A 12,156-nucleotide genomic window follows, 5' to 3' on the forward strand; every position below is an offset into this window, starting at 1 on the left:
TCAATAAATTTATTATTATATTTACTATAAATATCATTTATAATCAAATGTCAACTATAGATAGAGAAAACATTAATAAATCCATAGAAGATTCGAGAAAACAACAAAACCTTTCTTACATTTCTAAACAAGGTATATATATTCCTGTTGATAGTTTACATTATCGAAGTTCAAAATATTTCGTACAGAAAGCAAGAAAAAGTGTTTTTTCAAAAGCTACTTTTGGAAGAAAAAGAAGAAATAAGTTTATATTTCCAGCAAGTATACAATCAGGTAAGATTAAATTCGGTAAAAATGAAATCTTAAGAATGCCTGCTAAAGAAAATAGACCTTTATCTGCGGCTAAATTCATTACTAAATATATTAACTTTTTAAGTTTAGATATTGATAGAATCACATATAAGGAAACTGACGAAAGTTATTTAATTGAGTTTCTATATCAAGAAAACTATTTTTTAATTGAATTTTTTTATGATAATGATGTAGTTTTACTAATTCGCAACAACAAAAATAACATCAGAAAAGTTTGGGATTTTACAATAGATGAAATTATTAAACTATTACAAGTAATAGAAGAAAATACAATTAACACAAATGAATAAATGTGATGAAATTTGTATTCCAAAAAGATTACATTGGGAAGCAAAGCCAATTGATGATGACTTTAACAATGAAATCTTGTTTAGAAGAGTAAAAGTGCCAATAAATGAAAATAAAATCAAAGAAAAAGAAATTTCAGCAATTATTTTTCCAATAAAAGATGACTCTTGTAATAGAGAAAAATATTCTTCTGCAAATGATGTTTTATACAATATTAATGCGAAAAACTGTGATGAGCATTTTCTCAATTTTGGAATAGTTAGCATAAATTCAAATCATATTCTATCAGAGTCAATAACACCCCATGGGTCTTCAGACATATTTACATTTAGAGTTTTACACTCTCCTACAGAATGTATGTATCCTCATTGCGAAGTGTTAGTTTTCAAAAACGACATAAGAATTACAGACAATAAGCCTAAATCAGTAAAAGCATATATTCGGGACATAATAATTAAAAACTGTATAATCATAAAAGATTTTGATTTAGATGAAAAAGAGAATGATTTTAATCGACAAATATTATAAATATAAAGGCTTCCCAAAACTGAGAAGCCTTAACCTAAACCAAATTATATATATGAAAATTATTGTTGCAACGACTCTTTTAAAAGTCTTACATCATATAGATTAAAAATGATTACAAAAGTTAAATTAATTTGAGTCTGCAATCAATCATCGTAAATTTTTTTTTAAACTATAATAAGCATCAATCTCTTTTGCGAACTTTCAAAAAGATGATTAAAGGCAGACAATCATTTTTAAAACACAAAAACTCCTGTTTTTTTTACTATTTAGTTTACTTTGAATTGAAGATTATTTAACGCAAAGTTTTATTTTTGAAAACATTTTATTTTAAAATGCAAAGGCAAATCAATTGCTTCGCAAAGCATGAAAACATGGCTTCATCAATCAACCTGTTGATCATCTTTGCTCCTTATATAGTTTCTATTTTTTAAAAAACTTTGCGTTTAAAATATGTGCATTAAAATTAAGTATGTAAAAATGACATTACTCTAAAAATATTCATGTTTAAAATTTAAGCAATTTTCAGTCTGAAAAATTCAAAAAAAATATTGAAATTCGCAGTATGGCAAAACTCAAGACGGCATATTTCTGTCAGAACTGTGGTTCACAATATCCACAATGGACAGGACAATGCAAAAACTGCGGAGAATGGAACACTTTAGTAGAAGAAGTCGTTGAAAAAACCTCATCCAAAACTCCCCCTTTTTCAAAATCTAAACAACACGTTATCAACATCATTGAAGTTGAAGCCATTGAAGAGCCGAGAATAAAAACTCCTTCCGATGAATTAAACCGCGTTTTAGGAGGCGGAATTGTTTTGGGTTCAGTAACGCTAATAGGTGGTGAACCCGGGATTGGGAAATCTACCCTGCTTCTCCAGCTTGCCCTGAAAATGAAGAAAAAAGTTTTTTATGTTTCCGGGGAAGAAAGTGCTTCACAAATCAAAATGAGAGCCGATCGTCTGGCGGAGATTAAAAACCCCAACTGCTTTCTCTTCACAGAAACCAATCTGGAAAAAATCCTCCATGAAGCCAAAAAACTGGAACCTGATTTTGTCATTATTGATTCTATTCAGACTTTACAATCGCAGTTAATCGAGAGTTCTCCCGGAACTGTTTCTCAGATTAGAGAATGCTCTAATGAGATTATCAAATACGCCAAAGAAAATAATGTGCCTGTATTTTTGGTGGGTCACATCACAAAAGACGGACAAATTGCAGGTCCCAAAGTACTGGAACACATGGTAGATGTCGTTTTGAATTTTGATGGAGACAGAAATCATCTTTTCAGATTGTTGAGAGCTAATAAAAACCGTTTCGGTTCTACTTCCGAGATTGGAATTTATGAAATGATTTCGCAAGGTTTAAAAGAGATAAAAAACCCATCCGAAATTTTAATCACTAAAAAATTTGAAGAACTGTCCGGAAATTCTGTTGCGGTAACATTAGAAGGCAACCGTCCGATGCTTTTAGAAATTCAGGCTTTGGTAAGCACGGCAGTTTACGGAACACCGCAAAGAAGTTGCACTGGTTTTGATTCTAAAAGACTTAATATGCTTTTGGCAGTTCTGGAAAAAAGAGCAGGTTTTCAACTGGGAGCAAAAGACGTTTTTCTGAATATTACAGGCGGAATAAAAACAGATGACCCTGCTTTGGATTTAGCCGTAGTTGCATCCATATTATCATCTAATGAAGACATTGCGATCTCCGAACAGTTTTGCTTCGCAGGAGAAATTGGTTTAAGCGGAGAAATACGCCCGGTTGCCCAGGTAGAGCAAAGAATTACTGAAGCCGAAAAATTGGGATATGAGAAGATTTTTGTTTCTAATCTCAATAAAATCCCTAAAAGAAAATTCGGAATCAAGATTGAAGAAGTAAGTAAGGTTGAGGATTTCCACGAAAGGTTATTTTAAAAAATTTAAGATCTGATTAAAAAAGATTATATTTACCATTGTAAAAGCTTTATTTATAAACTTTAGAAGAAATTCGATTTAAGAAAAAAACAATATAAATTCATATTAAAATACCAAATATGAGAAACAGAATTACTTTTTTGATGCTTTTTTGCAGTATCATTATTTTTTCACAGCATAAAATATTTCAGAACAACATCAGTGAAAACAGCCTCAGTTCAGAACAAAAAATAAATAAAGATCTTGCCTCAACTTATCTTTCAACAAAATATTACTTGCAGCCTTCTTTTAGTTTAAAGACTGATCTTACGATACTTTTACCCACAAACAAAGAAATCAAAGCACAATTTGCCAGAAGTTTCAAATACAGCAACGGAAGCGAATCTTCAGTTTTTACCATACAAAACGAACCAAAATCTGAATTAGTTTTATCTAAAGCAGGAAATGCTATTACAGGAATGTATGTTTCGGTTTCCGGAGAAAAAATAATTTTTCATCAGCTAGACAGCAATTTATTTGCCGTTTCTGTGGTAAACGAAGGTTCATTGATTCAGAAAGATTCTGATGAGGATTTTATTTTACACAATTCTGCAGTTTCACAAAAGGTAAACTCTAATGTCTGTCTCAATACCACACCTATTTGTCCTTCGACAACAATAGACGTTCTTATTGTCTACACCCCTGCCGCACGAGCATCATGGGGAGGTGTTTCACAAAGCAATTCTTTTGCAGCAACGGCTATTACCAACTTCAATACTGCACTGATCAACTCAGGAGTGACCAATACCTTTATTAACTTAGTATATTCCGGGGAAATTTTTTATAACGAATCAGGAAGTATTTCTACAGATTTATCCAGTTTCAGGAATAACGGCGATGGGGAACTTGATGATGTACATATTTTAAGAAGCACTTATGGAGCAGATCTTTGCGCTTTAGTAACAGCAACACCAACCAATACTTGCGGGTTGGGTTATCTCAATACAAACCCTACTAATTATTCTGCTAACGCAGCATTTTCGGTAACTTTATTTAACTGCGTGGTTAGTAATTACAGTCTTTCACACGAAATGGGACACAATATGGGACTGAGACATGACTGGTTTGTGGATACTAGTACAACGCCATGCAGCAATCATCATGGTTATGTGAATCAGACTGCTGTACTTTTAGGTACATCAAGCACCTCATCACAGCGTTGGAGAACAATTATGGCATATAATGACGAGTGTACCAACAGCGGAATCTCTTGTTCAAGAATCAACAGATGGGCAAATCCGAATGTCAACTACAATTCTGAACCTACCGGAGTTGATGTAGGAAATCCAAATCCTGCCAATGAAGCTGTGGGATTCTCAAGATTTGCATGTGTTGTATCGCAGTTTATGCCTACATCCAGCCTTGGCACTTTTGAAGTGGGAAACAGAGATGTAATAGATTTTACCATTTTTCCTAATCCTGCAAAAGATGAAATTAATATCTGGATTAAAAATGATGAAACTTATACCTATAAAGTCGTTAATATTCTCGGACAAACCGTTATTTCGAGTGATAAAAAAACTGTCAATTTAAAAGGGCTGTCTTCAGGAGAATATTTTCTAAATGTTTACACAGACAAAAATACTTTTGTTGCAAGCAAAAAGTTTATCGTAAAATAAATTTTGTTTTTAAATAAATCAAAAAAAATCCTTTATCTTAGTCTGAAAGATAAAGGATTTTTAAATTTAAGCCTTTATAAAAATTATATGAATTTTCTCGCCCATTCTTTTCTCTCCTTTTCTGACGGACAAATTGTCGGGCAGTTTCTAGAAGATTTTATACGGAACAATGAGCGGTATAATTTTCCAAAGGAAATCCAGGACGGAATTACCATGCACAGAGCCATTGATACTTTTACCGACGCCCATCCCGTAATTCATGAAGCTAAAAAAGTATTCAGTCCGCTTGTGAGACTGTATGCCGGAGCTTTTGTAGATGTTTCGATGGATTATTTTTTGGCTAAAGATGTTAATTTGAATGATTTAAAAAGCTGGAAAGATCATTCACATAAAGTTTACCAAGTTCTTAATGAGAATTTAGAATATTTTCCGGATGCTTTCAAAAGGATGCTCGTAAAAATGGAGCACGATGACTGGTTATTCAATTACCGGGAAGATTGGGCAATACAATTCAGCATTCAAAATGTTTTAAACAAAGCAAAATATTTAGATAAAAACATTCCTGTTTTTCAGGCTTTTTTAGATAACAAAAAGATACTTCAGAAATGTTATAATGATTTCTTTTCTGATTTAATGGCGCATGCAAAAGCAGAAAATGCGCTTTTACAATTGGAGAGATAACTTAAAATTGCTGATACAAATATCGGTTCGGATAAGTAAGTTTTACACTTTTTCGTGTTCCATTGACAATGATATGAACCAAATTAATCTGGTCATCAAATAAATTATATAAAAAACTTACGGCAACTTCTACTTTCTGAGGATTGGACACCTGTTCAGATTCAAGATAAATATTTACCGATTCGTTATCTTCTTCGTAACCAATATAATTTGCTTTTACAAACTGATTATTTGTTTTTAGTTTAAAATATTCTGAACTATATTTTTTTAATGCTTCATTAAGTTGGGTTTTGTATGCAGCATCATTAAAATGAAAAGGTTTTCCGTATTTTTTTGATAATCCGTTTTCCAAATCATCCAGAAAAAATCGTCCCGTAACTTCAAATTTTTCGGATTTTGAATTGTAATTTATTTCTACCGAACCCACATGATAAGGATGTTTTGATTTATTAAAAGACAAAAGAAAAAAAAGAAAAGTTAAAAAGAGAATTGTATTTTTCATTTCAGTAAATCAATAATTTTTTCAGGATTTTGCCTTATATCAAAGAATAAAAGAACTTTTATCTGGTTTTCATCTTCTTTTCGGAAGTACATTCTGACGTGTTTTTGCCGATTAAAACACTCTTTGTAAACTGCGATGAGTTTTGAAATTGAGCATATTTTCCATTTTCAAGATCAGTGGTAATTCTTTTTACATCTTCCAAAAAGTTTACAACTTCACGATTCGTCCACAGCTTTCTTAGAAATTGAATATTTTCGGCTAATGTTTGTTTGGCTATTTTTGAGAATTCAACCTGCATATTTCCTCATCAATAAATTTTAAAAAATCTTTTTGGGAAATCATATCTTCATCTTTCAAAGATTTTCCATACTGCTCAATCGCATCAAAAACATGAGCCGGAACTCCTTCAATCATTTCATACTCTTCTTTCTGCACAGAAACAGACTTCACCCCTTTTATTTTTTCTAAAAGTTGCTTGATAAACGCAAAGTCCTCAGAGTTTTCCAGTTCTATATTAACAATCATGATGTTGAAATTTATACAAAGTTAAAATAAATTTTGTATCATCGCATTTCCTTAAAATTATTAGAAATGCAGGACTTTTTATTCTATCTCAATCTCGGCTGGGAACACATAATTTCACTAGATGCACTGGATCATCAACTTTTTGTTTTAGTTTTAATTGCTGTATACACGTCCAAAGACTGGAAAAAAATTCTGGTTTTGGTGACTGCTTTTACGATTGGGCATTCCATCACTTTAGCTTTAAGCATTTTAGATATCGTAAGAGTTTCCTCAGACTGGGTAGAATTTTTAATTCCGTTGACTATCGTTCTAACTTCTTTGGCTAATATTCTCAATAAAAATAAAAATCAGACAAAAAATCAGTTTAATTATTATATGGCTTTATTTTTCGGATTAATTCACGGGATGGGTTTTGCCAATACTGCAAGAGTGATGATAGCCAAAAGCCAGAGCATTGCAGTTCCACTACTGGGGTTCAACATTGGTTTGGAACTCGGACAGATCCTTATTGTTTTAGGAATTTTAGTTCTGCTTTTTATTCTTTTAAATGTATTTAAAATCAATAAAAAGGACTGGGTTTTGTTTATTTCTTCAGGAGTTTTTGCTTTGGCTTTAAAGATGACTTTGGAAAGAATTCCTTTTTAAGGCCGAAACATTTTAAAGTTTTCAACTACTTATTATTATATTTGATAATTATTAAATTTTTCTTCTCATGAAACTACAGGTTACTGCCCTTTCGGTATTTTTGTATTTTGGTATTTCTGCGCAGCAAATTCAAAACAATCCGGGAAGCAATCACGGAAATAAATTTGAGCAGCTTGGAACCATCCTCCCGACTCCGAACGTGTACAGAACAGCTTCCGGAGCGCCGGGTCATGCGTATTGGCAGAACAGGGCAGATTACGAAATCTCAGCTTATCTTGATGAAGACAAAAGAAATTTACGAGGTTCCGAAACCGTCACTTATTACAACAACTCGCCGGATGATTTAGATTACATCTGGTTACAGCTAGACGAAAACCAGCAATCCACAGTAAAAAAGGCTGACTATCCTTTTTCTTCCACTTTACCCAAAGACTTAAACGATCAACAACTCAAAGTTTCAGAACTTCCCGCAAAAGATAACGGATACGGAGTAAATTTGGAAAAGGTTGCTGACGCTTCAGGAAAACCTTTAAAATATACGGTCAACAAAACCATGATGCGTATTGATCTTCCTAAAATCCTAAAAAAGGGAGAGAAGTTTGTTTTTAAAATTGATTGGAATTATAACATTCCCAACCGGATGAAAATGGGCGGTCGTGGTGGCTATGAAAATTTCGCAGAAGACGGTAATGATCTGTATACCATTACGCAATGGTTTCCAAGAATGTGCGTCTACAGTGACTTTCAAGGATGGCAAAATCATCAATTTACAGGAAGAGGAGAATTTGCTTTAGTTTTCGGAAATTATAAAGTTTCGATGAATGTTCCTGCCGATCATATTGTGGGTGGTACAGGAGAATGTAAAAATTATGAACAGGTTTTGACTTCGGAGCAGCTTGCGAGATACAGAAAAGCAGAAAAATCAACTGAGCCTGTTGAAATTGTCACTTTAGACGAAGCTAGAAAAGCAGAAAAAAATCATTCAAAACAAAGAAAAACCTGGGTTTTTGAAGCGAATGATGTAAGAGATTTCGCATGGACTTCGTCAAGAAAATTTGTTTGGGACGGAATGGGAGTATTAATTCCGGAGAACAATAATAAAGTAATGGCCATGAGCTTTTATCCCAAAGAAGCTTATGGTTTGTACAGAAAGTTTTCTACGAAAGCCGTTGCACACACGATAAAAACATATTCGGAATATACCGTTCCCTATCCGTATCCTGTTGCGCAGTCTGTAGAAGCTTCCAACGGAATGGAATATCCGATGATCTGCTTTAATTTCGGAAGAACAGAAAAAGATGGAACCTACTCCGAAGGCACAAAAAATGGGATGATCGGCGTTATTATTCATGAAGTAGGTCACAATTTTTTCCCAATGATCATCAATTCAGACGAAAGACAATGGAGCTGGATGGATGAAGGTTTGAATACATTCACCGAATATTTAACGGAAGAAAAATGGGACAACAAATTCCCTTCAAAACGCGGACCGGCATGGACAATTGTTGATTATATGAAGCTTCCAAAGGATCAGTTGGAGCCCATCATGAGCAATTCTGAAAATATTATTAAGTTTGGACCGAATGCTTATGCAAAACCGGCAACAGGATTAAATATTCTTCGTGAAACCATCATGGGAAGAGAACTTTTTGATAAAGCTTTTAAAATGTATGCTAAGAGATGGGCTTTCAGACACCCTGAACCCGCAGATTTTTTCAGAACAATGGAAGATGCAAGTGGTGAAGATTTGGATTGGTTTTGGAGAGGTTGGTTCTACGGAACAGATCCTGTAGATATTGCCATTGATAAAGTTACAGTTGCAACTCCGGACTTCGCAGTTTCCCAACAGGAACGTGAAACTAAATATAACGTTGAAAAACCTCTGCAAAACGAATTTGAAGATATTTCTAAAATAAGAAACAGAGAAGATAAGAGCATTGCCTTTGAAGTAGAAAAAGACAAAAGTCTTCAGGACTTTTACTACCGATATGATCGTGGTCAGGAAAAAGTAGATACTAATAAAGAATATACCATCAAAACAGACGAGAACGAAGTTTTGGACAAAAAAGAGCAGGATAAAATTAAAAATATAACCGCCTATCAGATTGATTTCGTTAACAAAGGCGGTCTTGTTATGCCGATTATTCTTGAGTTTACTTTTGAAGACGGCTCAAAACTAAGAGACAAATCATCAGCCCAGATCTGGAGACACAATGAACAGAAAGTGTCCAAAACTTTTTATTTTGATAAAAAATTAAAGTCAATACAGCTTGACCCAATGCGTGAAACGGCAGATATTGATACTTCTAACAACTTCTGGAGCCATAACGGAAGTGCATCCGAAACTTCAAAATTTCAGATATTTAAAGAAAAACAAAAAGCTACCGTAAGAGGAGGCGCCAATGGAAAAGTAAATCCGATGCAGGCTGCAGGAAAGTGAAACTAAAAAAATGGCTGATTAAATTAAAATCAGCCATTTTATATTACAAAATAGAAAAAGTTGATATGATTGTACTTTTCTCGTCCAATGAGTTGGGATTAGTAACCGTAATCCCATATTCTCCCGGCAACTTGTCTTTCAGTGTTATTAAATAAGAATTTTGCCCATACTTTTTACCTGTGAAATTAAGGTAATGAAGCTTATTGGTTTTAGTAGTACCAAAAGTATTTATAGAAGCCATTTCTGCTCTTCTGAATTTTTTGTTTGAGTCTAATTCAAAAATTTTAATAATTGCCATAGGATCTGTATTATTGTCTACAGCACGCACAATAAACTGAATATCATCGCCAGACTTTAGCTTCGTTGCAGAGCAGCAACCTTCAATCTGGAGCTTAGATTTTATACTTCCAAAACCGGTAATCACCATTCCCGCATTCATGGCAGAACGGGTTTGGGTCATATGTTTTTCCAGAAGCAATGTACTTTGATCAGGTTTTAGTAATAAACATTCTCCAATAAATTCCGGCTCAACTGCCGTTTGACCATAAAGGCTGATTGATGACAATCCAACCGCAGCCAATAATAAAAGTTTTCTCATTTATATTAATTTTCTTTAATTTTTATGCAAAAATATCATTTAATTCGAGATGAAAATATATTTTATGTAAAATTATTTCACTAAAACATAGAAAATAATATCTGCCAAAATTTCATATTACAAATAGAAAATTAATAGTAAAGACAAAGGGGGGATCTGAGACCGTAAGAATCAATATGAAATACAGAACAGCATTATAACAGTTTATTTTAACTATAATATGATGCAGATGTATTCCTGAAAATCATAATGAATTTTTGTGAGGGATTTATTTTTTATGTTTACCCAATTTTAATTGCCTGGTTTAAAAACCGTCCAGTTGGCACCGTCACTGATAAACATTAATGTCTTGGTTTTGGAGGTATGGTTATCCAAGCCAATCATATAAAAATTATTTGCTCCTCCAACATTGGATGCATTAATAATATTTCCTACAGGCGTTATAATTTCAGCCGTATTTGAATTTGAAATATTACGTATAAAAATGATTGCGCCTGGTGCAGCAGTTGGATCGGGTAAAATAAAATCATCATCATTATTGGAAGGATTTACATTCACAACGTACTGGTAATATTCGCTCCATTTACAGCCAAAGTTTGAGGCGTAGAACTTATTACTCCATTTACTTCCAGCTTTGTTTTTGCTGTTCTCACCGTTGGATCTACTCCAATACCGAAATTTCCGTTTTTATCAATTGAACTGTTATAATGAAAATCGTAATTACTTGTATTGGTGGGTGAAGTTCCAAACCAAAGCTCACCTCCTCCAGTTCTGCCTGTCCTTACAACCATTGATCCTAATAAATTGGGTGCGGTTGCAAAAACATTATACGCATAACCTTCAAATGCAGAGATTGATCTGCCGTTTCATACAATTGTCGGAGCGGACGGTGTTCCTCCAAACATCATATTATGGTAAGCAATAGATTGTGCCGTATTAGTCCCTGAGAATAATGCAATATCTATATCGGCATCCCCTTGTCCGATCATCGTAAGCAATTCCGTAGGATTTGTTGTGCCTATCCCTACCTTGCCATCTGATTTAACAGTGAAATCATTGAGTTCCTGAGTAGGAGTTGAGGAGGACGCATTGTCTTTACCTCCATCAATGTGAAAAATTCCTTTTGGATTGGTGGTATTAATTCCCACTTGTGAATAAAATAAAAGTGGACACACCATAAGTAGTAAAAATTTGTATTTCATCATTTAATATTTTAATTCAAATATATAAATTAATTTCATTCAAAAATAAAAAAGTGCCAAAATTTCATATTAAGGTTAAAAATCTGCCATTTTTAAACAATTCAAACCGGTGGCATACAATTAGAGAGTTACAAGACAGAATAACTAAAAAATTAAATATATTATGTCAGTAAACTTTAAACCATTAGCAGACAGAGTTTTGGTAGAACCAATCGCTGCAGAAACAAAGACAGCTTCAGGTATTATTATTCCGGACACTGCAAAAGAAAAACCTCAGGAAGGTACCGTAGTAGCAGTAGGTCCTGGTAAAAAAGATGAGCCTACAACTGTAAAAGTGGGTGATAAAGTTCTTTACGGGAAATATTCAGGTTCTGAATTGAAATTGGAAGGAAAGGATTATTTAATTGTAAAAGAAGGAGATCTTTTAGGAATAATTGGATAAAAGCAGTAAGCTTTAGGCAGTAAGCAGTAAGCAATGAGAGACTACAAAAAATATGATACTTGGAAAATTGCCCATGAGCTGGTAAAAGAAATTTATATTATTTCTGAAAAATTTCCTAAATCTGAACTTTTTGGTTTAACATCTCAAATTAGAAGAGCATCAGTCTCTATTCCAACAAATATTGCCGAAGGTTGCGGAAGGTCTACCGATAAAGAATTTGCAAGATTTTTAGAAATAAGTATTGGTTCAACAAATGAAACAGAATATTTGCTTCTTCTTTCTTGCGAGCTAGGCTTCACAACCGAAGAAAACTTACAAAGCCTTAATCCTAAACTGAATTTAATCAGACAGAAACTTATACAACTTAGAAAAAATTATTAAATAATAATTAACAGCTTAAAGGTGAAAAGCTTACTGCTTATC

16 protein-coding genes are annotated in these 12,156 nt (G+C 33.4%); 9 read left to right on the forward strand and 7 right to left on the reverse strand.

Features of this window, described 5'->3' with window-relative positions:
• The first annotated feature begins 47 nt into the window (after window positions 1–47).
• The 5 genes from FOL89_RS05505 (at window position 48) to FOL89_RS05525 (ending at window position 5,379) form a co-directional block, all read left to right on the forward strand.
• Window positions 48–602 carry a hypothetical protein gene (locus FOL89_RS05505; protein WP_144281839.1) on the forward strand — a complete coding sequence of 185 codons (555 nt, stop codon included), beginning with the start codon at window positions 48–50 and terminating at the stop codon, window positions 600–602.
• Entirely contained in the window at window positions 595–1,128 is a 534-nt protein-coding gene (locus FOL89_RS05510; protein ID WP_144281840.1) for a hypothetical protein, read from the forward strand. The genes FOL89_RS05505 and FOL89_RS05510 overlap by 8 nt, the downstream gene beginning before the upstream one ends.
• 562 nt (window positions 1,129–1,690) lie before the next feature.
• The gene (radA, locus tag FOL89_RS05515; RefSeq protein ID WP_144281841.1) at window positions 1,691–3,040 is read left to right on the forward strand and encodes a DNA repair protein RadA; all 1,350 of its coding nucleotides are present in this window, start codon (window positions 1,691–1,693) and stop codon (window positions 3,038–3,040) included.
• A gap of 119 nt (window positions 3,041–3,159) precedes the next feature.
• Window positions 3,160–4,698, forward strand: a complete 1,539-nt coding sequence (locus FOL89_RS05520) for a zinc-dependent metalloprotease (RefSeq protein ID WP_144281842.1) — start codon at window positions 3,160–3,162, stop codon at window positions 4,696–4,698.
• 87 nt (window positions 4,699–4,785) lie between these two features.
• Window positions 4,786–5,379 carry an acyl carrier protein phosphodiesterase gene (locus FOL89_RS05525; RefSeq protein ID WP_144281843.1) on the forward strand — a complete coding sequence of 198 codons (594 nt, stop codon included), beginning with the start codon at window positions 4,786–4,788 and terminating at the stop codon, window positions 5,377–5,379.
• Between the two features lies 1 nt (window position 5,380).
• Here FOL89_RS05525 and FOL89_RS05530 read toward each other — a convergent pair whose 3' ends face one another.
• From FOL89_RS05530 to FOL89_RS05540, 3 genes are read right to left on the reverse strand one after another with little or no spacing between them, the layout of a single operon-like run.
• A complete protein-coding gene (locus tag FOL89_RS05530; protein WP_144281844.1) occupies window positions 5,381–5,881 on the reverse strand; it encodes a DUF6702 family protein in 501 nt (166 codons plus the stop codon).
• Window positions 5,882–5,939: 58 nt separating this feature from the next.
• Window positions 5,940–6,179, reverse strand: a complete 240-nt coding sequence (locus tag FOL89_RS05535) for a hypothetical protein (RefSeq protein WP_144281845.1) — start codon at window positions 6,177–6,179, stop codon at window positions 5,940–5,942.
• Entirely contained in the window at window positions 6,155–6,406 is a 252-nt protein-coding gene (locus tag FOL89_RS05540) for a hypothetical protein (RefSeq protein ID WP_144281846.1), read from the reverse strand. Before FOL89_RS05540 ends, FOL89_RS05535 begins: the two co-directional genes overlap by 25 nt.
• Window positions 6,407–6,472: 66 nt before the next feature.
• Between FOL89_RS05540 and FOL89_RS05545 the strand changes: the two genes are divergently transcribed.
• Both FOL89_RS05545 and FOL89_RS05550 read left to right on the forward strand, forming a co-directional pair.
• Window positions 6,473–7,051 (forward strand): HupE/UreJ family protein, encoded by a 579-nt coding sequence (locus FOL89_RS05545; RefSeq protein WP_144281847.1) that lies wholly within the window; start codon window positions 6,473–6,475, stop codon window positions 7,049–7,051.
• A gap of 67 nt (window positions 7,052–7,118) precedes the next feature.
• A complete protein-coding gene (locus FOL89_RS05550; RefSeq protein WP_144281848.1) occupies window positions 7,119–9,491 on the forward strand; it encodes a M1 family metallopeptidase in 2,373 nt (790 codons plus the stop codon).
• Window positions 9,492–9,534: 43 nt separating this feature from the next.
• Here FOL89_RS05550 and FOL89_RS05555 read toward each other — a convergent pair whose 3' ends face one another.
• The 4 genes from FOL89_RS05555 to FOL89_RS05570 all read right to left on the reverse strand — a co-directional run bounded on the left by FOL89_RS05555 (window position 9,535) and on the right by FOL89_RS05570 (window position 11,291).
• Window positions 9,535–10,089: a hypothetical protein gene (locus FOL89_RS05555; RefSeq protein WP_144281849.1), complete on the reverse strand. Its 555-nt coding sequence runs from the start codon at window positions 10,087–10,089 to the stop codon at window positions 9,535–9,537.
• 291 nt (window positions 10,090–10,380) lie between these two features.
• Window positions 10,381–10,647, reverse strand: a complete 267-nt coding sequence (locus FOL89_RS05560) for a hypothetical protein (protein WP_144281850.1) — start codon at window positions 10,645–10,647, stop codon at window positions 10,381–10,383.
• Window positions 10,644–10,880, reverse strand: coding sequence for a hypothetical protein (locus tag FOL89_RS05565; RefSeq protein WP_144281851.1), 237 nt, complete (start codon window positions 10,878–10,880; stop codon window positions 10,644–10,646). Before FOL89_RS05565 ends, FOL89_RS05560 begins: the two co-directional genes overlap by 4 nt.
• Before the next feature lie 75 nt (window positions 10,881–10,955).
• Window positions 10,956–11,291 carry a hypothetical protein gene (locus FOL89_RS05570; RefSeq protein ID WP_144281852.1) on the reverse strand — a complete coding sequence of 112 codons (336 nt, stop codon included), beginning with the start codon at window positions 11,289–11,291 and terminating at the stop codon, window positions 10,956–10,958.
• Between the two features lie 163 nt (window positions 11,292–11,454).
• Between FOL89_RS05570 and FOL89_RS05575 the strand changes: the two genes are divergently transcribed.
• A complete protein-coding gene (locus FOL89_RS05575; protein WP_039369684.1) occupies window positions 11,455–11,733 on the forward strand; it encodes a co-chaperone GroES in 279 nt (92 codons plus the stop codon).
• A gap of 33 nt (window positions 11,734–11,766) precedes the next feature.
• Complete coding sequence (locus FOL89_RS05580) at window positions 11,767–12,114, forward strand: four helix bundle protein (protein WP_144281853.1); 348 nt, start codon at window positions 11,767–11,769, stop codon at window positions 12,112–12,114.
• Window positions 12,115–12,156: the final 42 nt, after the last annotated feature.

The sequence above is a fragment of the Chryseobacterium echinoideorum genome (assembly GCF_007474535.1).
GTDB classification, from domain to species: Bacteria; Bacteroidota; Bacteroidia; order Flavobacteriales; family Weeksellaceae; genus Chryseobacterium; species Chryseobacterium echinoideorum.

What these genes read in the sequence shown, in the direction of transcription:
- FOL89_RS05505 (WP_144281839.1), top strand. Translation starts at nt 48, where the DNA reads ATGTCAACTATAGATAGAGAAAACATTAATAAATCCATAGAAGATTCG.
- FOL89_RS05510 (WP_144281840.1), top strand. Translation starts at nt 595, where the DNA reads ATGAATAAATGTGATGAAATTTGTATTCCAAAAAGATTACATTGGGAA.
- radA (WP_144281841.1), top strand. Translation starts at nt 1,691, where the DNA reads ATGGCAAAACTCAAGACGGCATATTTCTGTCAGAACTGTGGTTCACAA.
- FOL89_RS05520 (WP_144281842.1), top strand. Translation starts at nt 3,160, where the DNA reads ATGAGAAACAGAATTACTTTTTTGATGCTTTTTTGCAGTATCATTATT.
- FOL89_RS05525 (WP_144281843.1), top strand. Translation starts at nt 4,786, where the DNA reads ATGAATTTTCTCGCCCATTCTTTTCTCTCCTTTTCTGACGGACAAATT.
- FOL89_RS05530 (WP_144281844.1), bottom strand. Translation starts at nt 5,881, where the DNA reads ATGAAAAATACAATTCTCTTTTTAACTTTTCTTTTTTTTCTTTTGTCT.
- FOL89_RS05535 (WP_144281845.1), bottom strand. Translation starts at nt 6,179, where the DNA reads ATGCAGGTTGAATTCTCAAAAATAGCCAAACAAACATTAGCCGAAAAT.
- FOL89_RS05540 (WP_144281846.1), bottom strand. Translation starts at nt 6,406, where the DNA reads ATGATTGTTAATATAGAACTGGAAAACTCTGAGGACTTTGCGTTTATC.
- FOL89_RS05545 (WP_144281847.1), top strand. Translation starts at nt 6,473, where the DNA reads ATGCAGGACTTTTTATTCTATCTCAATCTCGGCTGGGAACACATAATT.
- FOL89_RS05550 (WP_144281848.1), top strand. Translation starts at nt 7,119, where the DNA reads ATGAAACTACAGGTTACTGCCCTTTCGGTATTTTTGTATTTTGGTATT.
- FOL89_RS05555 (WP_144281849.1), bottom strand. Translation starts at nt 10,089, where the DNA reads ATGAGAAAACTTTTATTATTGGCTGCGGTTGGATTGTCATCAATCAGC.
- FOL89_RS05565 (WP_144281851.1), bottom strand. Translation starts at nt 10,880, where the DNA reads ATGGTTGTAAGGACAGGCAGAACTGGAGGAGGTGAGCTTTGGTTTGGA.
- FOL89_RS05570 (WP_144281852.1), bottom strand. Translation starts at nt 11,291, where the DNA reads ATGAAATACAAATTTTTACTACTTATGGTGTGTCCACTTTTATTTTAT.
- FOL89_RS05575 (WP_039369684.1), top strand. Translation starts at nt 11,455, where the DNA reads ATGTCAGTAAACTTTAAACCATTAGCAGACAGAGTTTTGGTAGAACCA.
- FOL89_RS05580 (WP_144281853.1), top strand. Translation starts at nt 11,767, where the DNA reads ATGAGAGACTACAAAAAATATGATACTTGGAAAATTGCCCATGAGCTG.